Origin of the sequence: Ruegeria sp. HKCCD8929 (assembly GCF_013031405.1) — a bacterium.
In the GTDB taxonomy this organism is placed as follows: Bacteria; Pseudomonadota; Alphaproteobacteria; order Rhodobacterales; family Rhodobacteraceae; genus Ruegeria.
Window position 1 is genome coordinate 1 of sequence record NZ_WPZY01000015.1, and the last position, 22544, is coordinate 22544.

The following is a 22544-nucleotide window of genomic DNA, read 5'->3' on the forward strand; positions in this document are numbered from 1 at the left end:
CCTGGCGGGTGGACCGGGCCGATCTGATGGCCGAGATCCTGGAAAAGGCGTTCCATCTGGCTGAAAGCGGGCAGCCGGGGCCGGTTCTGGTCAATGTTCCGATGGACATCTTCTCCGAGGTGATCCCGTCCGACACCTTCGACCGGATCGCGGGCAATGCGCGCGCGCTGATCAAACCGTCCATCGATGATGACACCGCGCGTCGGATCGTCGAACGCCTCGCCGGGGCCGAGAACCCGGTGGCCTATGTGGGCGGCGGCATCCTGCTGGCGCAGGCCAGCGAAGAGCTGCGCGAGTTTGTCGAGCATATGGGCCTGCCGGTGGCGCATTCGCTGATGGGTAAGGGCGCGCTGCGAGACGATCATCCGCAGGTGCTGGGCATGACCGGGTTCTGGGGCACCGAACTTGTCAACCAGAGCTGTCTGAACGCCGATTACATCTTTGCCATCGGAACGCGGTTCAAAGAGGCCGATTGTTCCAGCTGGTATCCCGGCTACACCTTCAACATCCCCGGCTCGAAAGTCATTCATATCGACATCGAGCCCAGCGAGATTGGCCGCAACTATCCCACCGAGATCGGCGCCGTGGCGGATGCCAAGGCCGCGCTGCGTGTCCTGACGCGGGTGGCGCGCGAGATGTATCCCGGCGGATTCAGGCGCCTGGAGGTGGAGGCGAAAATCGCCGACTTCCGCGCTGCGTTCAAAGCGGGCAACAGCGACATGGCGACCTCGACCGCCTTCCCGATGATGCCCGAGCGCATTCTGGCCGATACCCGCAAGGCACTGCCCGAGGATGCGATCATCACAACCGATGTGGGCTGGAACAAGAACGGGGTCGGGCAGCAGTTCGACATTCTGACCCCGGGATCGATCCTGACGCCGGGCGGGTTTGCGACCATGGGCTTTGGTCCTCCCGGCGCAATCGGCGCAAAGCTCGCGGCGCCGGACCGGGTGGTCCTCAGTCTTGTGGGCGATGGCGGTTTTGGCCAGAACCCCTCGATGCTGGCCACCGCGGTCGAGCTTGATCTGGGCATCATCTGGCTGGTGATGAACAACAACGCCTTTGGCACCATCGCGGGTCTGCAAAAGGCGCATTACGGGCTGACCTACGGCACCACCTTCCCCGGCTCGGCGGCGGCCCCGTCCAACGGGCCCGGCTATGCCGAGATCGCACAGGCTTATGGCGCCGAGGGCATCCGGGTCAGTTCCGCCGATGAACTGTTGCCGGCGCTGCAGGCGGCCATTGCCAGCGGCAAGCCCACGGTTCTGGACGTACCCATGATCAACAACCCGACCCCGACAACCGGGCACTGGAACATCCTGGACATCTATTCACCGGACAGGCGCGTCTCGCATGTCGCAACGTAATAAATATGAAGCGCAATTGCCGCTTTGGGCAGTCTGAGGTTTGATACATGGCGTCAAGGAAGGAGCCAGTGCATGTTTAGCAATATTCTGATTCCGGTCGCGTTAGACCATGATGTTGATGTAAGGGAAACAATCCACACCGCGCGGGTTCTACTTGCAGAAGGCGGCAAGATCACACTTGTCGCGGTCATCGAGGATGCGCCAGCATACGTGGCAGAATATGCGACAGTCAAACCCACTGAGCTCATCAACGAAGATCTCAGAAAACGACTTCGCGCGTTCGCGGAAGGAGAGAGCAATCTGGAAGTGGCGGTCTTGTCCGGCAAGCCGGGAGTGGCGATTCCTGATCTTGCGTCCGAAACCAATGCTGATCTGGTTGTGATCAACTCTCATCGGCCGGGCATTGAAGACTACTTTCTTGGTTCAACGACGTCTCGGGTGGTCCGTCGCGCCCCCTGCGCGGTATTGGTTCTTCGTTAAGTCGCATAGGGGATTTACCAGCGCGTCAGCCGTTGTTTGAGGTCATGCCCTATACGCTAGTCTGAGGGCGCAGCCGCGTCCGGATCAATCGCGGCTGGACAGGATCTTTGCAAGATCCGGCTCGGTCCTCTGCGTCCGCTCAAGGTCCAGCCCGTTCTGTACATGCAGGATATGGTGACGGATCGTATCCTCGGCCGCCTGGGCATCTCCGCTTACGATGGCGTCGATGATCAGCTCGTGCTCGTCATCGGGGCAGGTGGTGCTGCGGCTGGCGCCGAACAGGGCCACGATCAGGGATGTGCGCGTCACCAGTTCCCGAATGACCCGGGTCAGCACCGCGTTCTTGTGGCATTTGGCCAGCTCCACGTGAAAGGCCCCTGACAGCCGGATCAGCTCGGTCCGGTCATCCTGCTGCCGCGCGGCGTTTTCCTTGTCCAGGTGAAGCCGCAGCACATCGACGGCCTCGTCCCCGATGCCGCACGCCAGCTCCCGCACGATTCCGGTTTCGATCATCAGTCTTGCGGCAAACACCTCGCGCGCCTCATCGGCGCTGGGGCAGGCGACATAGGCGCCGCGATTGGATTGCAGATCCACGATGCCCTGACTGCCCAACAGCAAAAGGGCGCGCCTGACGCGCATTCTGCCAACCCCGAACGTCTCACACAAAGCGGCCTCGCTGAGCTTGGTGCGAGGGGCGAGTTTCTGCTCCATTACAGCAGAATAGATCCGGTCGACGATCATTTGCTCATCGGGATCTGTGTGCATGGTCTCGAGCTTTTGTGAGGCGTCTCTGGTCATCTTGCTATGTGTCGGCGGCAGTGGCTGAAGGTCGTTGATATTGGGGCTGCGGGTTTCTGACAATATACACGATTTCCGTTAACACAAACAGATAAATCGCAGACAATAAAAGTTGACAATGATTGTTAACAATGCCCAAATAACGATGCGCGCCGGGAGTTCGTCCTGTGGTGCGGTAAGGTTTTGAGGTGTCCGGAAGAGGCGCCGAGACCCCAATAGGGAGGAAAGAATGAAACGCAGAACCCTGATGAAAACATCGGTCGCATTGGCCGTGTCCGTTTCAGCCCTGACATCGGCCGTATGGGCGGACAACCCGGTGCTGAAGATCGGTTTTGTCGGTGTCACATCCGGCCCGGCGGCAGCCTGGGGCATTTCGAACCAGCGTTCGATGGAGGCCCGCGCCGACTGGATCAACGAGGCCGGCGGCTACAAGATCGGTGACACCACCTATGACATCGAGATCGTATCCTTCGACGATCAGAAAGACCCCAAGCGCGCCATCGCCGGTATGGAGAAGATGGCGCAAGAGGGCATTCATTATGTCGTCGGCCCCAATGTGGATGACGGCGCCGCTGCGGTGCGTCCGGTGGCCGAGGCTCAGGGCATCATGTATTTCCCCTACGCTTTCCCGAAAGAACTCTATACCGCACCGGCGTCCAACGCAGTGCTCGGGATGGTGGCCAACTACCAGTCCGGTCCGGCGATCTACAAATACCTGCGCGATGAAAAGGGTGTAAAGACGGTGGCCTTTGTGGCGGCAAACGAATCTGATCCGCTGAGCCAGCGTGACGGTGGCGTGGCCGCGGCCAACGAACTGGGTCTCGAAGTGGTGTCGGACAATGTCACCTATCAGGTGGATACCACGGATTTCACACCGGTCCTGACGCCGGTCATGCGCACGCAGCCCGATCTTCTGGTCCTGTCGGGCGTGTCCCCGGCAAACGCGCCGCAGCTGATCCGCTCGGCCCGGGAACTGGGCTATCAGGGCCTGATCTCGACCGAGACGGCACAGGATGCCACCGTGCTGCGTGAGGGTGCGGGCGAGCTGGCCAACGGCTTCATCTCGGTTGGCGGCGCTTCCACCCCCGAGATCGCATCGGACGACATGAAGGAATTCGTGGACCGCTACACGAAGATGTTCGGCGAGTATAATGACGAGTCGAACACCAAGGTCTATGCGCTGGAGTACATTCTGGCGACGCTGAACGCTAATCCGGCGGCCATCGACAATGTCGATGAGTTCCAAAAGACCATGGATACGTTCGAGGCGCCGAACCCGTTCATGAAGGGCGATGCCAAGCTGCGCTATGTCGGTACAAGCTCGTTCGGGCAGAAGCGTCAGATCGCCGTGCCGCTGGTGGTGAACGTCTATCAGGATGGCGCGTTCGAGACGCTGTTCGTGGCAGAAGTGGACTGAGGCAGTCTTTCCCGCGCAGGCTTGAAGCCGGGTAATCCGGTCCCGGGCACGAAACACGGCCCGGGACCATCCAACAAAATGCGGAATTTCGATGGAACAGATAATTGCGAACGGCATCTATCTGGGCGCGCAATATGCGATGATCGCCCTTGGGTTGACGCTGATCTTCGCGCTCATGAACGTGCTGAACTTTGCCCATGGGCAGATGTATGTTCTGGGCGGCTTTGTCACCTACACCTTCTACGGGCAGCTCGGCTGGCCGTTCGTGCTGGCCCTGCTGGCGTCCTGCATCACGCTGGCCATTCTGGGGGCGCTGATCGAGAAATTCCTGTTTGCGCCGGTCATCCGGCGGTCGTCACGTGAGGAGAGCACGATGCTCCTCGCCGCCGGGCTGGCGTTTCTGTTCGATGCGGTCATCCTGCTGGTGTTCGGAGAGAAGCAGCGCGGCGTGCCCAAGATCATCAATGGCGTGTTCAACTGGGATTTCCGGCTGATCATGCCCTATGACCGCATCCTGATCTGTGCGCTCGCGATCCTGTCCATCGTGGGGTTCATCCTTTTCATGCAATACTCCAAGACCGGCCGGGCGCTGCGGGCGCTGGCGCAGGACCGGACAGCGGCGCAGTTGATGGGCGTCAATGTCGACCGCTACTCGATGATCGGTTTTGCGCTCGGCGCGATGCTGGCGGGGCTGGTCGGTGGGCTGCTGGTGACGATCACCGGCGTCAATCTTGGCATGGGCGGTCCGACCTCGATCAAGGCCTTCATGATGGTGATGATCGGCGGTGCGGGCGTGATCTCGGGTGCGATTGCCGGGGGCATCATTCTGGGGTTCCTCGAGGCCATCGGCTTGGCGGTTCTGTCGCAATATGGCGACATCACCTACCTGCTCATCTTCGTGTCGCTGATGATTTTCCTGGCCATCCGCCCGCAGGGGCTGATGGGCAAGCCGTGGGGATAGGCCGATGCCCAAGCTGAACACATTCCAATGGGCCGGTCTTGCGGCGTTCCTGTTCGCGGTCTTTTTCGCGGTGCCTGCATTCGTCGCGGCATCCGGGCGGACCGATCTCTACTACACCCTGACCTCGGTGGCGTTGTTGTCCATCGCCAGCGCCGGTGTCTGGCTGACCTTCTATATCGGCCGCATCAATATCGGGCAGGGCGCGTTCGCGCTGATCGGGGCCTATGCCTCGGCCATTCTGGTCACCAAGGCGGGGATGTCGTTCTGGCTGTCCCTGCCGCTGGCAGGCCTGTTTGCCGCCGGAGTTGCGATCCTGATCGGCCTGCCCATCCTGCGGTTGCGGGGCGTCTATTTCGCCATGATCTCGCTGGTGCTGACGCAGGTGGTGACGCTGACCGCACTGGCCCTGCCGATCACCAACGGGGCAAAGGGCATCACCTCGATCCCGCTGCCCGGGGCCGTGTCGGTGTTCGGCCTGACCCTGATCCCGGATTTTGCGACGCTCGAAAACCCGCGGCTGGCCTTCTACTACACCGCCTGCGCGCTGATGGTGATCACCTTTGCCGCCATGTACCGGCTGGTGAACTCCCGCCTCGGCCATCTGTGCCGCTCGATGCAGCAGAACGAAGAGCTTGCCGCCTCGATCGGTGTCAACATCGCGTATATCCGTATCATCGTGTTCGCGATTTCGTCCTTTCTGGGCGGCATCGGCGGCGCCATGTTCGGCTCGATTGCGCAGTCGGTTTATCCGTCCAGCTTTCAGGTCGCCGATAGTGTGAACTTCATGCTCAACTGCTTCCTGGGCGGGCTCGGTTACGTGTTCGGGCCAATGCTGGGCACCCTGGTTTTGTATTTCGGCTGGGACCTGTTGTTCGAGCTCGGACGCTATCAGCTGTTGGTCTATTCCGGACTGCTGATCATCCTGATGCTGGTGTTGCCGAACGGATTGCTGAGCTTGCGGCTGGGTAAAGGCGGGGGGCAGGGCAGATGAGCAACCTTCTCGAAGTGCGCCATGTCACCAAGAAATTCGGCGGCCTGACAGCAAACAACAACATCAGTTTCAACGTACACGAGAACGAGATCCTGTCGGTCATCGGCCCCAACGGGGCGGGCAAAAGCACGCTGTTCAAGATGATCTCGTCCTTCCTGCCCACCACGTCGGGCGAGGTTCTGTTCCGGGGCGAGCGTATCTCGAACCTCAAGCCGCATGTGGTGGCGCGCAAGGGTGTGGTGCGGACGTTTCAAGAGACCACCATCTTCAAGTCCATGACCGTGCGCGAAAGCATCGTGGTGGCGCAGCATCTGCGGGCGCGGGCGTCGCTGGCGGGATACTTCTGGGGCACGAAAACCGCACATGAGGATGTCGACAGCTTTGGCCAATATGCCGACGATCTGATCGAGTTTCTGGGGATGACCCCGATTGCGCATGAGCTTGCGTCGAACCTGCCACAAGGCAATCTGCGGGCGCTTGGCATTGCCATTGGGCTGGCCACCGATCCCCAGGTGCTGCTGCTGGACGAGCCGTTTGCCGGGATGAACCACGACGAGACCATGAAGATGGTGAACCTCGTGCGGAAGGTGCGCGATGACCGCGGGGTGACAGTTCTGCTGGTGGAACATGACATGCCCGCGGTCATGAACATTTCCGACCGGATCGTGGTGCTGAATTTCGGCGAGATGATCGCCGAGGGCACGCCGTCGGACATCCAGAACAATGACAAGGTCATCGAAGCCTATCTGGGCAGCGCGGACGATGAGATCGGGATTTGAACCATGAGCAAGATGTTGGAGTTCAAGGATGTCGAGCTTTATTACGATCACGTCTATGCGCTGAAGGGCGTCTCGATCGATCTCGAGCAGGGCGAGACGGTTGCGCTGATCGGGGCCAATGGCGCGGGCAAGACCTCGATCCTGCGCGCCATAACCGGGCTCGCCGCGATCACCTCGGGTTCGGTTGCCTTCGAGGGCGCGCAGATCGACGGCAAGAACCCCGCCGATATCGTCGCCAAGGGCATCGCGATGGTGCCCGAGGGGCGCCGGGTGTTCCCGTACATGACGGTCCGCGACAACCTGCTGATGGGGGCGTTCACCCGGTCCGACAAGGCGGGCGTCCAGCAGACATTGGAGTCGGTGCTGGAGAGATTCCCGAGGCTCAGGGAACGGTTCAGCCAATCCGCCGGAACCCTGTCGGGCGGGGAACAGCAGATGATGGTGATCGGCCGCGCACTGATGGCAAAGCCGCGGCTGCTGCTGTTGGACGAGCCGTCGCTGGGCATCGCCCCCAAGCTGGTGCAGGACATCGCCCGGTCGATTGTCGCCATCAACCGGGACGAAGGCGTTTCGGTGCTGCTGGTCGAACAGAACTCTCGCATGGCGCTCTCCATCTCGAACCGCGCCTATGCGATGACCACGGGAAATGTAGTTATTTCAGGCAATTCCAGGGAACTCTTAACCGATCCGCGGATCAAGGCCGCCTATCTGGGCGGGGAAGTGTGAGGCGCCGTGAAACTCCTTGTCGTCAACCCGAACACGACCGTTTCGATGACCCGCAAGATCGAGGCGGCGGCCCGTGCGGCCGCCCATCCCGGCACCGAAATCGTCGCCACCAATTCGCGCAACGGCCCGCCCAGCATTCAGGGATATCTCGACGTGTCGACCTGCGTTCCCGGGTTGCTCGACGAGGTGGCCGCACACCCGGATGCCGATGCCATTGTGGTGGCCTGTTTTGACGACACGGGCGTGGATGCCGTGCGCTGCGTGACGACGGCGCCGGTGATCGGGGTGGGCGAGGCCGCCTATCACGCCGCCGCCATGATCAGCCCCAAGTTCAGCGTGATCACCACGCTGTCCCGGTCGCTTGCGGGGCTTGAGGCGAACCTGATGCGATACGGGCTGGACCGGCGCTGTGTCCGGGTTCGCGCCACCGACGTGCCGGTTCTGAAGCTCGAAGAGAACGACCCCCAGACCATCGACAAGATCCGTGCCGAGATTCGCGAGGCCATCGACAAGGATCGGGCCGAGGCGATTGTGCTGGGCTGCGCCGGAATGACCGATCTGATGTCGAACCTGTCGGAAGAGTTCGGCCTGCCCGTGGTGGATGGCGTCACCTGCGCGGTCGCCTTTGCCGAGGCTCTGGTCAAGGCAAAGCTCTCGACATCAAAATCCTGCTCTTACGCCTGACCCGGCACGGCAGGTTGTGGCCGAAAAGGCAGCCTTACCCGGATATAAACCCGAAAACCCTCTTGTCCTGTTTACGGCTTTCGATGGCGGGCATCCCGGTATCTCAGGTCCGATTTGATCCAAAACAGGTCCGATATGGTAGCGATTTCGATCCAATAGGTGGCAATACTGCGCCAAATGGAGTCCGATTCGATGCGATACTCAGGTTTCAAGGTCATCAAAGAAGCGCTCACCGGGCATCGTGGCTGGGGCCCTGCATGGCGGGATGCCGAGCCGAAGTCAAACTATGATTACGTGATCATCGGCGGGGGCGGCCACGGGCTGGCGACGGCCTATTATCTGGCCAAGCAGTATCGGCAATCCCGCATCGCGGTGGTCGAAAAGGGCTGGATCGGCGGCGGCAATGTCGGGCGCAACACGACGATCATCCGGTCAAACTACCTGCTGGACGGGAACGAGCCGTTTTACGAGTTCTCTCTCAAGCTCTGGGAGGTGCTGGAGCAGGATCTGAACTACAACGCGATGGTCAGCCAGCGGGGAATCCTGAACCTGATCCATTCCGACGCGCAGCGCGATGCCTTTGTCCGCCGGGGTAACGCGATGATCCTGAACGGTGCCGATGCCGAGCTTCTGAGTACCGAGCAGATCCTGCGGCGCTATCCGTTTCTGAACGTGAACAACGCGCGGTTCCCGATCAAGGGCGGCCTCGCCCAGCATCGCGGCGGCACGGTGCGCCATGACGCGGTGGCCTGGGGCTATGCCCGCGCGGCGGATCAACATGGCGTCGATATCATCCAGAATTGCGAGGTTACCGGTTTTCGCATCGAAGACGGAACCTGCTCAGGCATTGAGACCACCCGCGGCTTCATCGGCGCCAAGAAGATCGCCGCCTGTGTTGCGGGCAGTTCCTCTCGCCTCATGACCAAGGCCGGGATGCGCCTGCCCATCGAAAGCCACGTGTTGCAAGCATTTGTGTCCGAAGGGCTGAAGCCGGTGCTTCCCGGCGTGATCACCTTCGGTGCCGGGCATTTCTATTGCAGCCAATCCGACAAGGGCGGCCTGGTCTTCGGCGGAGACATTGACGGCTACAACTCCTATGCCCAGCGGGGCAATCTGCCCGTGGTCGAAGATGTCTGCGAGGGCGGCATGGCGATCTTTCCGGTGCTGGGCCGGGTGCGCCTTTTGCGGATGTGGGGCGGCATCATGGACATGTCCATGGACGGGTCGCCGATCATCGACCGCACCCATATCGACGGGCTCTATTTCAACGGCGGCTGGTGTTACGGCGGCTTCAAGGCCACGCCGGCCTCGGGCTTTGCCTTTGCGCATCTGCTGGCCACCGACACACCGCACGAAACGGCAACGGCCTATCGCTTCGACCGCTTCGCGCGCGGCTGCATGATCGACGAAAAAGGCATGGGCAATCAGCCCAACCTGCACTGAGGAGAGACCGGCATGATGATCGACCATCCCACCCTCGGGCCCCGCGACGCAGCCGAGTTCGTCTACATGGGCTGCGCCTCACTGATCAACCGGCCCGACTGGCAGGCCGAGGACGCGCTGCAGCAATTCATCGACTACGGCTATCAGCGCGACAACCCATCGGGCGCGCATCGTGAGCTGTGGTTTCACGAGGGCGGCGACCGCTCATGGCTGGTGGTGACCCGCGATACGGTCACCCACGCAATCACGCAAGTGGAACTGGCCCGCGACGTGGCCCGGCGCGAGGGACGTTCGAAATGACCCAGACCAACCGTTTGCAGGGCGGGATGATCGACCGCTCCCGGACCCTCTCGTTCCGTTTCGACGGCAAGGCGTTTCAGGGGCACCCCGGCGACACGCTGGCCTCGGCCCTGCTGGCCAATGACGTGCGGCTGATGGGCCGGTCGTTCAAGTATCACCGTCCGCGCGGCCCGATGACCGCCGGGTCGGAAGAGCCGAACGCCATTGTCGAGCTGCGCACGGGCGCGCGGCAGGAGCCCAACACCCGCGCCACCACGGCCGAGCTGTTTGACGGGCTGGTGGCCAATTCGCAAAACCGCTGGCCGTCGCTGCGCTTCGATGCCATGGGCGTCAACGACTGGCTGTCGCCCTTTTTCGCCGCCGGGTTCTACTACAAGACCTTCATGTGGCCCGCGAAGTTCTGGGAAAAACTCTATGAGCCGATGATCCGGCGCGCTGCCGGTCTGGGATCGGTCAGTTTCGAACCCGATCCCGACAGCTACGACAAAGGCTTCCTGTATTGCGATCTGCTGGTGATCGGCGGCGGCCCAGCCGGGCTTGCAACGGCCCTGCGCGCCGGTGAGGCCGGGGCGCGGGTGATCCTGGCGGATGAGGATTTCACCCTCGGCGGCAGGCTCAACGCGGAAACCCATGAGGTCGCGGGAATGGCGGGTCACGCCTGGGCGGCGCAAGCCGTTGCCCGTCTGGCCGATATGCCCAATGTCCGCGTCATGCCGCGCACGACGATCCTCGGAGCCTTTGACCATGGCACCTACGGAGCGCTGGAGCGGGTGAGCGACCATCTGGCGGTGCCGGAAAAGGGCAAGCCGCGCCAAATCCTGTGGCGCATCTATTCCAAGCATGCGCTGCTGGCCGCAGGCGCGACCGAGCGTCCGATTGCCTTTGAAAACAACGACCGGCCCGGGATCATGCTGGCAGGCGCCGTTCGATCCTATGTCAACCGCTGGGCAGTAACCCCGGCGCAGAACGTGGCGATCTTTACCAACAACGATGACGGGCATCGCACCGCGACGGACCTGCGTACCAGGGGTGTCAACGTGGCGGCGGTGATCGACACCCGGCCGGATGCGCCGGATGGCGGCGATTTCGAGGTGATCAGGGGCGGCGTGATCACCAACACCTCCGGACGGCTCGGCCTGACCGGCATCGAAGTCCGCACGGCGGATGGTGGGCAGCGAAAGATCTCCTGCGGCGCGCTGGGTGTCTCGGGCGGCTGGAACCCGAATGTGGCGCTGACTTGCCATCAGGGCGGGCGTCCCGCGTGGAATACGGATATCGCCGCCTTTGTGCCCGGCAGCACGCTGCCTCCGAACATGTCGGTTGCGGGCGCCGCAAACGGCGTGTTCACCACCCATGGTGCGTTTCACACCGGCGCCAAGGCAGCCAGTCAGATACTGGACCATCTGGGTCTGTCCGCGCCCGCGCCGGACCTTCCCGAGGCCGAAGACGGCCCGGTCAACCTCACCCCCTTCTGGCATGTGAAAGATGCCAAACGCGCCTGGGTCGATCAGCAGAACGATGTGACAGCCAAGGACGTCAAACTGGCGCATCAGGAGAATTTCGTCTCGGTCGAGCATCTGAAACGCTACACCACGCTGGGCATGGCCACCGATCAGGGCAAGACCTCCAACATGGCCGGGCTTGCGATCATGGCCGAGGTGGCGGGCAAATCCATTCCCGAGGTCGGCACCACCATGTTCCGCCCGCCCTACACCCCAACCGCGATAGGCGCGTTCGCCGGACGGTCGCGGGACAAGGATTTTCGCCCCGTGCGCAAGACACCCAGCCATGTCTGGGCCGAAGAGAAGGGCGCGGTTTTTGTCGAGGTCGGCATGTGGTTGCGGGCTCAGTGGTTTCCGCAGCCCGGCGAAACCCACTGGCGCGAAAGCGTCGACCGCGAGGTACTGCAAACCCGCAAATCGGTTGGCATCTGCGACGTGACCACGCTGGGCAAGATCGACGTGCAGGGCGCGGATGCGGCGGATTTCCTGAACAGGATCTATTGCAACGGTTTTGCGAAACTCCCCGTCGGCAAGACCCGCTATGGGCTGATGCTGCGCGAGGATGGCATCGCGATGGACGACGGCACGGCGGCCCGTCTGGCCGACGACCATTTCGTCGTGACCACTACAACCGCCAACGCCGTTGGGGTCTATCGCCACATGGAGTTCGTGCGCCAATGCCTGTTCCCGGACATGGACGTGCAGCTTATTTCGACGACCGAAGCCTGGGCACAGTTTGCCGTGGCCGGACCCAATGCCCGCAAGCTGCTGCGCAAGGTGGTGGACGACGATTACGACGTCTCGAACGAGGGGTTCCCGTTCATGGCCTGCGCCGAGATCACGGTATGCGGAGGCCTGCGGGCGCGGCTGTTCCGGATCTCGTTCTCGGGAGAGTTGGCCTATGAGATCGCCGTACCGACCCGCTACGGCGACGCCATGATCCGCAAGCTGATGCAGGCGGGTGAAGAGTTCGATGTCGTGCCCTATGGCACCGAGGCGCTCGGCGTCATGCGGATCGAGAAGGGTCACGCCGCGGGCAATGAGCTGAACGGCACCACGACAGCCCTCAATCTGGGCATGGGGCGGATGGTCTCCAAGAAAAAGGACTCCATAGGCTCCACCCTGTCCGAGAGAGAGGGGCTGAACGAGGATGACGCGCTTAAGCTGGTCGGGTTCAAGCCGGTGGACAACTCGAAACCGGTGCCAGCGGGATCGCATCTCATGACCAAGGGGTCACAGGTCGATGCGGCCCATGATCAGGGCTATGTCACCTCGGCCTGCTATTCGCCAAATCTCGGCTGCCATATCGGGATCGGCTTTCTGAAATCTGGCCACGCGCGGACCGGTGAGGTCATCCGGCTGGTCAGCCCGCTGACCGGCATCGACCACGAGGTCGAAGTGGTGAGCGCGCATTTCGTCGATCCAGAGGGGGAGCGTCTTCGTGCATGATCTTGTTGCAATCACGCCGCTGGGGGCCGCCGAGCCCCGCGTGGACACCCACGGCCCGGTCACGCTCAGCGAGATCACCGATACGGCTCTGGCCTCCGTCGCCGCCCGATTGGGGCAGGAGGAACAGGCCCGGGCCTGGCTGGGCACAACTCTCGGGGTGGCAGCGCCCGATCCCGCGCGCGTCGGGGGTAAGGACCTGACCGCATTCTGGATGGGCCCCGATCAGTGGATGGTCGAAGCCCCCTATCGAACCCACGAGATGCTGGCACCGGACCTCGCCCGACAGGCGGGTGGGGTGGCAAGTGTGACCGAACAGTCCGACGCCTGGTGCCGGTTCGACCTTGCCGGCGATGGCCTTGCGGACGTATTCGAGCGCCTATGCCCAGCAGACGTGCGCAGTTTCAAGGGCGGCGAGGCGGTGCGGACCTCCATCGACCATCTCGGATGCTTCCTGATCTGCCGGACACCGGAGCATTTCTCGGTCTACGGACCGCGCTCCTCCGCCGGCTCATTGCATCACGCGCTGTTGGTGGTCATGCGTTCGGCGCACTGACGCGGGAGAGTTCACACGGAGGGAACCGGCAGGTTGCCCTCAACCCGGTAGAGGTTGATGCGCTTGCGGTCCTCCTGAGGGCTCAGCCCGAAGGTGTTGCGGTAGTGTTTCGCAAAGGCCTGAACGCTGCTGTAGCCGACCGCAGCCGCCACATCACCCATACGGTCATCGGAATACATCACGATCTGGCGGGCCGCTTTCATCCTGAGGTGGCGAAAATACCCGGTCGGGTTCTGGCCGGTGGCGCGTTTGAAACTGCGTTCGAGATGCCGGGGGGTGATACCCAGCGCATCCGCGATATCCGCCATCGGCACCGGCTCGGCCAGATCGCGGGTGAACAGCTCTATGGCCCGGGCCACCAGGGGCGGCAGGTCAGTGCTCGCGCCGTCGGTGCCGGGGGCGGGCACGATCTGATGCACGCCTTCCTTGCGCATCATCGGGTGCTGGAACCAGCAGGCGACCTCGGTCGCGATGGCATGACCCAGCTTTGCGTCTATCAGATGCAGGGCCAGATCAAAGGCTGCTGCCGCGCCCGAGGCCGTGACGCAGCGCGGGTCGATTTCAATGGTCCGGTCCGAGAAAGGCATATCGGGAAATTCCGAGGCAAAGGCGGCGGCATAGCACCAATGCACCGACAGGGGCGCCCTGTTGGCCACACCGCTGCGCACAAGCGGAAACACTCCACCGCTGATGGCGCCGGGGATCACGCCGTGGCGAGCGATGCGCCGCAAAAGGGCAGGGGTCTTGTCGTCCGCGAAACGGATCGAGGGTGCCGACAGCAGCAGCAGGTAATCGAGGGCGCAGTCATCTGCCAGCGTGGCATCGGCCTCAAACACCACGCCCGCGCTGGACGTGACCCGGGGGCCGGATTCCGAGATCAGCGTCCAGCCAAAAACACCCTGATCCGAGATCTCGTTCGCAGCCCGCAGCGGCTCGATCACCGATGTCAGGCATGCCATTGGAAATCCGGGGAAAATCAGAAAGCCGATCTGGGTAGTGCTCATCATGAACCCATGTACGTGACTGGCAGGCGCGGCTGGCCGCACCTTCGTGTGGTGCGCGTTTTCGCGACCGTGACGGTGTTTGCCTATTGTAATCTAAGGTGCTGAATGTTTCCTATAAATAAACACGCCATCCCGGCGTTTTTGATCAACAAGCAGACCTCTAATCCAATGACGAAGCTGTCCCAAGACCCCCATGTTCTGCGCGATACCAGCGAAAAAACGCTGGAGGTCGCCATCGGCCGCGAGGTGCGCGCCTACCGCAGGAAACAGAACATGACGGTGGCCGAGCTGTCGAAAGTAACCGACCTGTCCATCGGTATGCTGTCCAAGATCGAGAACGGAAACACCTCGCCGTCGCTGACCACATTGCAGACCCTGTCGAATGCGCTATCGGTCCCGTTGACCGCGTTCTTCCGCGGGTTCGAAGAGCGCAGGGAAGCCGTGCACACAAAGGCCGGGGAAGGGGTTGAGATTGATCGCGAGGGCACCCGGGCCGGCCATCAGTACAATCTGCTGGGGCATATCGGGTCTAACTCCAGCGGTGTGATCGTCGAGCCTTATCTGATCGTTCTGGACAGCCAGGCCGATGTGTTCCGGACCTTCCAGCACGACGGGATCGAAATGATCTACATGCTGGAGGGCGAGGTCGATTACCGTCACGGCAACGAACAATACGCGCTGAAGCCGGGCGATACGCTGTTCTTCGACGCGGACGCGCCGCATGGTCCCGAGACATTGGTGAAACTGCCGGCCCGATACCTCTCGGTGATCAGCTACCCGCAAAAGAGCTGACTTAAATTTTCCTTAAAGGAATATTAGTTTACTGAGATTGCGAATCTCCGAATTCGATGCTAGCCTGCCGCAAAGCCCGAAACGGGTGGACTCATTTTTGCGGAGCTACAGGAAATGTGCGGTATCGTAGGACTGTTTCTAAAGGACGAGGCGCTTCAGCCTCAGCTCGGTTCCCTGCTCACGGACATGCTGATCACCATGTCCGACCGTGGGCCGGATAGCGCCGGGATCGCCGTCTACGGCACGGATGACGCGGGGCAGTCCAAGCTGACCGTGCAATCGGACAGCCCCGGCGCCTTTGACGGGCTGGCGGAGAAACTGGGTGGTGCGCTGGGTGCAGCCGTGTCCCTGACGCGCCGCGATACCCACGCGGTCCTCTCCGTTCCGGCCGGGCAAGCCGATGCCGCCCGCGCTGCGCTGCGCGTGCTGGCGCCTGATCTTCGGGTGATGTCGGTCGGCGATACGCTGGAAATCTACAAAGAGGTCGGCCTGCCCAAGGATGTCGCGGCCAGGTTCGAGATCTCGAAAATGACCGGCACCCATGGTATCGGTCACACGCGCATGGCCACCGAATCCGCCGTGACCACATTGGGCGCGCATCCGTTCAACACCGGACCCGATCAATGCCTCGTGCATAACGGCTCGCTGTCCAACCACAACTCGCTGCGCCGCAAGCTTATCCGCGAAGGCATGCAGTTTGAGACCGAGAACGATACCGAGGTGGCCGCTGCCTATCTGACGTGGAAAATGCAGAATGGCGCCACGCTGGGTGAGGCGCTGACGGATTCGCTCGACGATCTGGATGGCTTCTTCAACTTCGTCGTCGGCACCAAGGACGGGTTTGGCGTCGTGCGCGATCCCATCGCCTGCAAACCGGCGGTGATGGCGGAAACCGATCAATACGTGGCCTTCGGGTCCGAATACCGCGCCCTGGTCGATCTGCCCGGCATCGAACAGGCCCGTGTGTGGGAGCCCGAGCCGGCAACGGTCTATTTCTGGACCCACGACACGACGTCTACCCCGGACCGGAGGGCCGCCTGACATGCAGACCTACGATCTTGAATCCGGTGACCTGCGGTGCCTGAACGCCTCGCTTCACGCGCAGGCCGAAGCCACCAACCAGACCGCGTGGGAGGTGGTGAACCCCCGGGGCAGCCACGCCATCGCCGTGGGACTAGACGCCCCCATCGAAGTCAACGTGAAGGGCTCGACCGGGTATTATTGCGCTGGAATGAACAAGCAGGCCACCGTGCACATACACGGCTCGGCAGGGCCCGGCGTGGCCGAAAACATGATGTCCGGCACGGTTATCGTCGACGGCGATGCCAGCCAGTATGCCGGTGCCACGGGCAACGGGGGCACGCTGGTCATCAAGGGCAATGCCAGTTCCCGCTGCGGTATCTCGATGAAGGGCATCGATATCGTCGTCCATGGCGATGTCGGCCACATGTCCGCCTTCATGGCGCAGTCCGGCAATCTGGTGGTCTGCGGCGATGCGGGTGACGCGCTGGGCGATTCAATTTACGAGGCGCGCCTGTTCGTGCGCGGGTCGGTGAAATCGCTGGGCGCGGACTGCGTGGAAAAGGAGATGCGGCCCGAACATATCGAGCTGCTGCGCGATCTGCTCGCGCGCGGCGGATGCGATGCCAAGCCGGAAGAGTTCAAGCGATACGGCTCGGCCCGGCAGCTTTACAACTTCAAGATCGACAATGCCTATTGAGGGACCCATGACCATGAAAGACATCCCCCACGACGGCCCCCCCCGGACGGATCCGATCCAGTCGGCGACATTCTCGAACCCGGTCAACGCCGAGATCCGGCGCGCGGCGGCGACCGGCATCTATGATATCCGTGGCGGCGGCGCCAAGCGCCGGGTCCCGCATTTCGATGATCTGCTGTTTCTCGGCGCCTCGGTCTCGCGTTATCCGCTGGAAGGCTACCGCGAGCGCTGCGATACCAACGTGACGCTGGGCACGCGCTTTGCCAAAAAGCCCATCGAGCTGGATATCCCGATCACCATTGCAGGCATGTCGTTCGGCGCGTTGTCCGGCCCCGCCAAAGAGGCGCTGGGCCGCGGCGCATCGGCGGCGGGCACCTCGACCACCACCGGCGACGGCGGCATGACGCCCGAAGAGAGGGGCCATTCGACCAAGCTGGTCTATCAGTATCTGCCCTCGCGCTACGGCATGAACCCGGACGATCTGCGCAAGGCGGACGCGATCGAGGTCGTGGTGGGGCAGGGCGCCAAGCCGGGCGGCGGTGGCATGCTGCTGGGGCAGAAAATCTCGGACCGTGTTGCCGAGATGCGCAACCTGCCCAAGGGGATCGACCAACGCTCGGCCTGCCGTCACCCCGACTGGACCGGCCCGGACGATCTTGAGATCAAGATCCTCGAACTGCGCGAGATCACCGCCTGGGAAAAGCCGATCTACGTCAAGGTCGGCGGCACCCGCCCATATTACGACACGGCGCTGGCGGTGAAGGCGGGCGCGGATGTGGTCGTGCTTGACGGGATGCAGGGCGGCACCGCCGCAACCCAGGATGTGTTCATCGAACATGTGGGCCTTCCGACGCTGGCCTGTATCCGTCCGGCGGTGCAGGCGCTGCAGGATCTCGGCATGCATCGCGAGGTGCAGCTGATCGTTTCCGGCGGTATCCGGACCGGCGCGGATGTGGCCAAGGCCATGGCCCTGGGCGCGGATGCCGTCGCCATCGGCACGGCCGCCCTGGTCGCAATCGGGGACAACGATCCGAAATGGGAAGAGGAATACCGCAAGCTGGGCAGCACCACCGGCGCCTATGACGACTGGCACGAGGGGCAGGATCCGGCGGGTATCACCACCCAGGATCCCCAGCTTGAGGCGCGGCTCGATCCGGTCGATGCGGGGCGCCACCTGCGCAACTACCTCAACGTGATGACGCTCGAGGCGCAGACGATTGCCCGCGCCTGCGGCCACAACAACCTGCGCAACCTCGAACCCGAGGATCTGTGCGCTCTGACCATCGAGGCCGCCGCCATGGCCAGAGTGCCGCTGGCGGGCACAGACTGGTACCCGGGCAAGGCCGGGTTCTGATCCGATTGGGCGCGGCTCCGCAAACGGGACCGCGCCCTTTTTTGTTAACCAACAGGGAAGGAAAGCCAACCATGACGGTAGATCTGGCAGCTTTCGCCAAGGAAAAAGGCGTCAAGTATTTCATGATCTCGTTCACCGACCTTTTTGGCGGTCAACGCGCCAAGCTGGTTCCGGCCGAGGCCATTGCGGACATGCAGGAAGAGGGGGCGGGGTTTGCGGGCTTTGCCACCTGGCTCGACATGACCCCGGCGCTGCCCGACATGCTGGCGGTGCCCGACCCCGCCTCGGTCATTCAATTGCCGTGGAAGCCTGAGGTAGCCTGGCTTGCCGGAAATTGCGTGATGGAAGACGAAGACGTGGCGCAGGCTCCGCGCAACGTCCTGCGCAGGTTGATTGCCGAGGCGGCGGACGAGGGGCTGCACGTCAAGACCGGGGTCGAGGCCGAGTTCTTTCTGTTGACCCCCGAGGGCGACCAGATCAGCGATCCGTTCGATACCGCGGTCAAGCCCTGCTACGATCAGCAGGCGGTCATGCGGCGCTACGACGTCGTGCGCGAGATTTGCGACTACATGCTGCAACTGGGCTGGGGGCCGTACCAGAACGACCACGAAGACGCCAATGGCCAGTTCGAGATGAACTGGAACTTCGCCGATGTGCTGGTCACCGCCGACCGGCACAGCTTCTTCAAGTTCATGGCCAAATCCGTTGCCGAGAAACACGGGTTCCGCGCCACCTTCATGCCGAAACCCATCGAGGGGCTGACGGGCAACGGCGCGCACGCGCATATCTCGGTCTGGGACGCGCCCGGCGACAGGGCGACGACCAACATGTTTGCGGGCGAGGGCGAAGGCCAGACCGGCGAGGTCGGGCTGTCCGAGCGCGGCAAGCATTTCCTGGGCGGCATCATGAAACACGCCTCTGCCCTCGCGGCCATCACCAATCCCACGGTGAACAGCTACAAACGGATCAACGCTCCGCGCACGGTGTCCGGGGCGACCTGGGCGCCGAACACGGTGACCTGGACCGGCAACAACCGCACGCACATGGTGCGGGTTCCGGGCCCCGGCCGGTTCGAGTTGCGTCTGGCGGACGGCGCCACCAACCCCTACCTGCTGCAGGCGGTCATCATCGCGGCGGGCCTGTCCGGTCTTCGCACCAAGGCGGATCCGGGCAAGCGCTATGACATCGACATGTATGCCGAGGGCCACACGGTCCGCGATGCGCCCAAACTCCCCCTCAACCTGCTCGATGCCCTGCGCGAGTTCGACCGGGACACCGAACTCAAGGCGTTGATGGGAGAGGAGTTCTCGGGCTCTTACGTCAAGATGAAGATGGAGGAATGGAACTCGTTCGTGACCCATTTCAGCAATTGGGAGAGGGAGCACACGCTGGATATCTGATCCGGGTGGGGCGTTATCTGCGCGATACGCCCGGGTGCCATCCCGGCTCAGGCCTGTGCAGCGGCAAGCTCAGCCTCCGCGCCGGGGACCAGATAATCGTCAAACCAGATATGCGGCTGCTGATCGGCCTCGTTCAGCCATTCCGCCACCAGCGGCTGGGCGATCAGCGCGCGCATCCATTCTGCCGTCCGGGGCCATTGGCGCGTATCCGCCTTGTGCCGCGACAGCCGGATCGCAGAAGGCGCGTGCATGAAATCCGCCAGAGAAACCGGCCCGAACAGAAACGGACCGCCGCTTTGGTCAAGGCAGTCCTCGTAGCAGGCAAACAACCGGCCGCACTCCCGCTGTTCGGCATTTGTGAGCCGTCGTTTCTGCGGGTAGAACGAGCTTTCAAAACTGATGCGGCCGCATATGCCAGAGAGACCCGCGTGCTGCCAGGCCACCAGAGACCGCGCACGCGCCCGCGCCTCGGCGTCAACCGGCAGCAGGCCGCCCTCGCAAAAGTCGTTGGCGAATTCCATGATCGCAATTGAATCGAAAATAACGGTCGATCCGGTATCGAGAACGGGCACGCTGGCGGGCGGCGAGAACGCCCCGATGCGGGCCAGATTGCCGAACCTCTGAGGCCGCCGGATGTCGACCACAACCTCGTCGAACTCGTAGCCCGCAGCGCGCAGGGCCAGCCAGGCGCGCATGGCCCAGCTTGAGGCATTCTTGGTTCCTGAATACAGAATCGGCTTGGCCATGATAACCTCCCGCCCTATGCTATGGAAAGAATAGCGTGCTATCATTACCATAGCAAGGGGCGGATGTGACACAGATTCCAAAACCGGGCACGCCAGTCCGCGGCTCTCAAAGCGGCAGCCCCATCATGGCCCTCTTTGACCTTCTGGGCCGCCGGTGGGCGATGGGGGTTTTGTGGACGCTCAGCGAGCAGGGGCCTTGCACGTTCCGGGCGCTGCAGTCCCTGTGTGAAACCATCTCACCCGCCGTGCTGAACGCGCGTTTGAAGGAGTTGCAGGCCGCGGGATTCGTGGGAAAGAGCAGCGATGGCTACCTCGTGACCGGCCTTGGGCTTGAGGTGTATGAGGCGCTGCGCCCCTTGTCGAACGTGTCCAAGGTCTGGGCCAAGGCGCTGGGCGAGGGCTAGTGCCGCACAGGCGGCGCGCACCTGTGGCCGTTATCCCTCGCCTTCGGCAGGTTCCGGACGGTCCTGTTTCATCCCGATTCTCTGGCCTACTTAAGCAACGCGCCGTTTGTGTCGCTGTGAGCTGCGGCGATAACGACACTGATCGCCGCAGGCGCAGACCATGCCTTTTCCCACTTGCACGGGCTGGGCAGGAGCGCGATCTTGCACGTGACCGGTACGGGCGCGGCAGTGCCCCTCGCTCTAAATGGACAAACACCGAAACCATCGGGAATTTGGGACATGACACAACTCTCCACTCCGGGCCCTGTCGATGCGCCGGGCTTCTGGCTTGACGACGCAGGACATCGCGCCTGGATTGCAGGGGACGCGGACCGTCAGTTCGCTTTCTTCCGGGCAAGCCTGCAATCCGGCCCGGGGTTTTGCACCCTGGACCTCGCCGGAAACCCGCTGCCTACGGAAGTACAGGAACTGCACACCACGACCCGGCTGATCCACTCCTATGCGCTTGGCCACTTGCGAGGGGTCTCCGGGGCGGACGACATCGTCGATCAGGGCATGCGCTATCTGCGCAGCCACCACCGCGATCCGCAGCATGGCGGGTATGTCTGGGGGCTCGACGGCGATGCCGTTTCCGAGGGCAAGAAACTCGCCTATGGCCATGTGTTCGTGCTCCTCGCAGGGGCAAGCGCCAGACAGGCCGGGCACGCGGACGCGGATACGCTGATCGGGGATGTCTGCGACGTGCTCGACCGGCATTTCTGGGACGAGGAGGCCGGGCTGTTCCGCGATGAGTTCAACCGGGACTGGACACCGTTTTCGAGCTATCGCGGCATGAACGCCAACATGCACGGGGTCGAGGCATTGCTGACCGCCTTCGAGGCGACGGGGCAGGAGGTGTTCCTGCAGCGCGCGGGCCGCATCCTCGATTTCTTCCTCGCCCGTGTCGCACCTGCCGAGAACTGGCGGCTGCCCGAACACTACACCGAGGACTGGCAGATCGACCGCGACTATTCCGGCAACCCGATGTTCCGCCCCGCAGGCACGACGCCGGGGCATTCCTTCGAGCTTGGGCGGCTGTTGCTGCAATACTGGGACCTGAACGGGCGCCCCGAAGACGGCAGCCCAGACCGGGCGCGGCGCGTGATCGAGCAGGCCCTGACCGATGCCTGGCTCGAACCCGGCGGCGGGTTTGCCTACACGCTGGAGTTCGACGGAACCGTCCGCATCGCGTCCCGATACTGGTGGCCGGTGACCGAGGCCATCGGGGCGGTCGCCTCACTGATCAAACTGGACCGGCGGCCCGAGGACGAGGAATGGTACCGCCGCCTCTGGACTTTCGCCGACCGGTTGCTGATCGACCACGAGCGCGGCGGCTGGTTCCCGGAACTGGCCGAGGACGACACGCCAACCAGCACCCAGTTCATCGGAAAGCCCGATATCTACCATTCCCTGCAGGCCTGCCTGTTCCCGTTGGAGCCGGGCCTGTCCCGGTATGCGGAGACAATGATACACATGTCGTGAAGTCGGCGCCGGAAAAGCGCGGAGGCGAGGGCGCCGGTATGGACAGGTATGTCTTTGAAGTTCATGCCGTACGAGGGTTGGCAGCTTTTTAGGGGAACTGCGCAGTATCTGCCCGGACAATGTCATCAAGGTTGCGCTTGACTGTCCCGTCAA

Annotated in this window: 22 protein-coding genes; 19 read left to right on the plus strand and 3 right to left on the minus strand. The window is 62.7% G+C overall.

The window, feature by feature from the left end; translation table 11 throughout:
- The coding region (locus GOX53_RS19430; protein ID WP_171179285.1) for a thiamine pyrophosphate-binding protein at nt 1-1367 on the plus strand (1367 nt) is incomplete at its 5' end.
- Between the two features lie 72 nt (nt 1368-1439).
- On the plus strand, nt 1440-1847 hold the full coding sequence (locus tag GOX53_RS19435) for a universal stress protein (RefSeq protein ID WP_171179286.1): 408 nt from the start codon (nt 1440-1442) through the stop codon (nt 1845-1847).
- An 84-nt stretch (nt 1848-1931) separates the two neighbouring features.
- Here the strand turns inward: GOX53_RS19435 and GOX53_RS19440 are convergent, their stop codons facing one another.
- The gene (locus tag GOX53_RS19440) at nt 1932-2645 is read right to left on the minus strand and encodes a GntR family transcriptional regulator (protein ID WP_171179287.1); all 714 of its coding nucleotides are present in this window, start codon (nt 2643-2645) and stop codon (nt 1932-1934) included.
- Between the two features lie 229 nt (nt 2646-2874).
- Here GOX53_RS19440 and GOX53_RS19445 point away from each other — a divergent pair, with 229 nt between their 5' ends.
- The 10 genes from GOX53_RS19445 (at nt 2875) to GOX53_RS19490 (ending at nt 13450) form a co-directional block, all read left to right on the plus strand.
- Complete coding sequence (locus GOX53_RS19445) at nt 2875-4062, plus strand: ABC transporter substrate-binding protein (RefSeq protein WP_171179289.1); 1188 nt, start codon at nt 2875-2877, stop codon at nt 4060-4062.
- 91 nt (nt 4063-4153) lie between these two features.
- The gene (locus tag GOX53_RS19450; protein WP_171179291.1) at nt 4154-5023 is read left to right on the plus strand and encodes a branched-chain amino acid ABC transporter permease; all 870 of its coding nucleotides are present in this window, start codon (nt 4154-4156) and stop codon (nt 5021-5023) included.
- Nucleotides 5024-5027: 4 nt separating this feature from the next.
- Nucleotides 5028-6014, plus strand: coding sequence for a branched-chain amino acid ABC transporter permease (locus GOX53_RS19455; protein WP_171179293.1), 987 nt, complete (start codon nt 5028-5030; stop codon nt 6012-6014).
- The gene (locus GOX53_RS19460; protein ID WP_171179295.1) at nt 6011-6793 is read left to right on the plus strand and encodes an ABC transporter ATP-binding protein; all 783 of its coding nucleotides are present in this window, start codon (nt 6011-6013) and stop codon (nt 6791-6793) included. The genes GOX53_RS19455 and GOX53_RS19460 overlap by 4 nt, the downstream gene beginning before the upstream one ends.
- A 3-nt stretch (nt 6794-6796) precedes the next feature.
- Nucleotides 6797-7519 carry an ABC transporter ATP-binding protein gene (locus GOX53_RS19465; RefSeq protein ID WP_171179297.1) on the plus strand — a complete coding sequence of 241 codons (723 nt, stop codon included), beginning with the start codon at nt 6797-6799 and terminating at the stop codon, nt 7517-7519.
- A 6-nt stretch (nt 7520-7525) separates the two neighbouring features.
- Entirely contained in the window at nt 7526-8203 is a 678-nt protein-coding gene (locus GOX53_RS19470) for an aspartate/glutamate racemase family protein (protein ID WP_171179299.1), read from the plus strand.
- Between the two features lie 192 nt (nt 8204-8395).
- Complete coding sequence (locus tag GOX53_RS19475; RefSeq protein ID WP_171179301.1) at nt 8396-9646, plus strand: sarcosine oxidase subunit beta family protein; 1251 nt, start codon at nt 8396-8398, stop codon at nt 9644-9646.
- 12 nt (nt 9647-9658) lie between these two features.
- Nucleotides 9659-9946, plus strand: a complete 288-nt coding sequence (locus tag GOX53_RS19480; RefSeq protein WP_171179303.1) for a sarcosine oxidase subunit delta — start codon at nt 9659-9661, stop codon at nt 9944-9946.
- Nucleotides 9943-12897: a sarcosine oxidase subunit alpha family protein gene (locus GOX53_RS19485; RefSeq protein WP_171179304.1), complete on the plus strand. Its 2955-nt coding sequence runs from the start codon at nt 9943-9945 to the stop codon at nt 12895-12897. Before GOX53_RS19480 ends, GOX53_RS19485 begins: the two co-directional genes overlap by 4 nt.
- Nucleotides 12890-13450, plus strand: coding sequence for a sarcosine oxidase subunit gamma (locus GOX53_RS19490; RefSeq protein WP_171179306.1), 561 nt, complete (start codon nt 12890-12892; stop codon nt 13448-13450). The genes GOX53_RS19485 and GOX53_RS19490 overlap by 8 nt, the downstream gene beginning before the upstream one ends.
- An 11-nt stretch (nt 13451-13461) precedes the next feature.
- Here the strand turns inward: GOX53_RS19490 and GOX53_RS19495 are convergent, their stop codons facing one another.
- The gene (locus GOX53_RS19495) at nt 13462-14409 is read right to left on the minus strand and encodes a GlxA family transcriptional regulator (protein WP_254446647.1); all 948 of its coding nucleotides are present in this window, start codon (nt 14407-14409) and stop codon (nt 13462-13464) included.
- Nucleotides 14410-14622: 213 nt separating this feature from the next.
- Here GOX53_RS19495 and GOX53_RS19500 point away from each other — a divergent pair, with 213 nt between their 5' ends.
- The 5 genes from GOX53_RS19500 (at nt 14623) to glnT (ending at nt 19720) form a co-directional block, all read left to right on the plus strand.
- Nucleotides 14623-15246, plus strand: coding sequence for a helix-turn-helix domain-containing protein (locus GOX53_RS19500; RefSeq protein ID WP_171179311.1), 624 nt, complete (start codon nt 14623-14625; stop codon nt 15244-15246).
- 114 nt (nt 15247-15360) lie between these two features.
- Nucleotides 15361-16287 carry a glutamine amidotransferase family protein gene (locus GOX53_RS19505; protein WP_171179313.1) on the plus strand — a complete coding sequence of 309 codons (927 nt, stop codon included), beginning with the start codon at nt 15361-15363 and terminating at the stop codon, nt 16285-16287.
- A gap of 1 nt (nt 16288) precedes the next feature.
- Complete coding sequence (locus GOX53_RS19510) at nt 16289-16966, plus strand: GXGXG domain-containing protein (RefSeq protein WP_171179315.1); 678 nt, start codon at nt 16289-16291, stop codon at nt 16964-16966.
- Nucleotides 16967-16979: 13 nt separating this feature from the next.
- A complete protein-coding gene (locus GOX53_RS19515; protein ID WP_171179489.1) occupies nt 16980-18320 on the plus strand; it encodes an FMN-binding glutamate synthase family protein in 1341 nt (446 codons plus the stop codon).
- A gap of 71 nt (nt 18321-18391) precedes the next feature.
- Entirely contained in the window at nt 18392-19720 is a 1329-nt protein-coding gene (gene glnT, locus GOX53_RS19520) for a type III glutamate--ammonia ligase (RefSeq protein WP_171179318.1), read from the plus strand.
- 47 nt (nt 19721-19767) lie between these two features.
- Here glnT and GOX53_RS19525 read toward each other — a convergent pair whose 3' ends face one another.
- The gene (locus GOX53_RS19525) at nt 19768-20466 is read right to left on the minus strand and encodes a glutathione S-transferase family protein (RefSeq protein ID WP_171179320.1); all 699 of its coding nucleotides are present in this window, start codon (nt 20464-20466) and stop codon (nt 19768-19770) included.
- Between the two features lie 125 nt (nt 20467-20591).
- Between GOX53_RS19525 and GOX53_RS19530 the strand changes: the two genes are divergently transcribed.
- The gene (locus GOX53_RS19530; RefSeq protein WP_171179322.1) at nt 20592-20870 is read left to right on the plus strand and encodes a helix-turn-helix domain-containing protein; all 279 of its coding nucleotides are present in this window, start codon (nt 20592-20594) and stop codon (nt 20868-20870) included.
- A 279-nt stretch (nt 20871-21149) separates the two neighbouring features.
- Complete coding sequence (locus GOX53_RS19535) at nt 21150-22391, plus strand: AGE family epimerase/isomerase (RefSeq protein ID WP_171179324.1); 1242 nt, start codon at nt 21150-21152, stop codon at nt 22389-22391.
- Nucleotides 22392-22544: the final 153 nt, after the last annotated feature.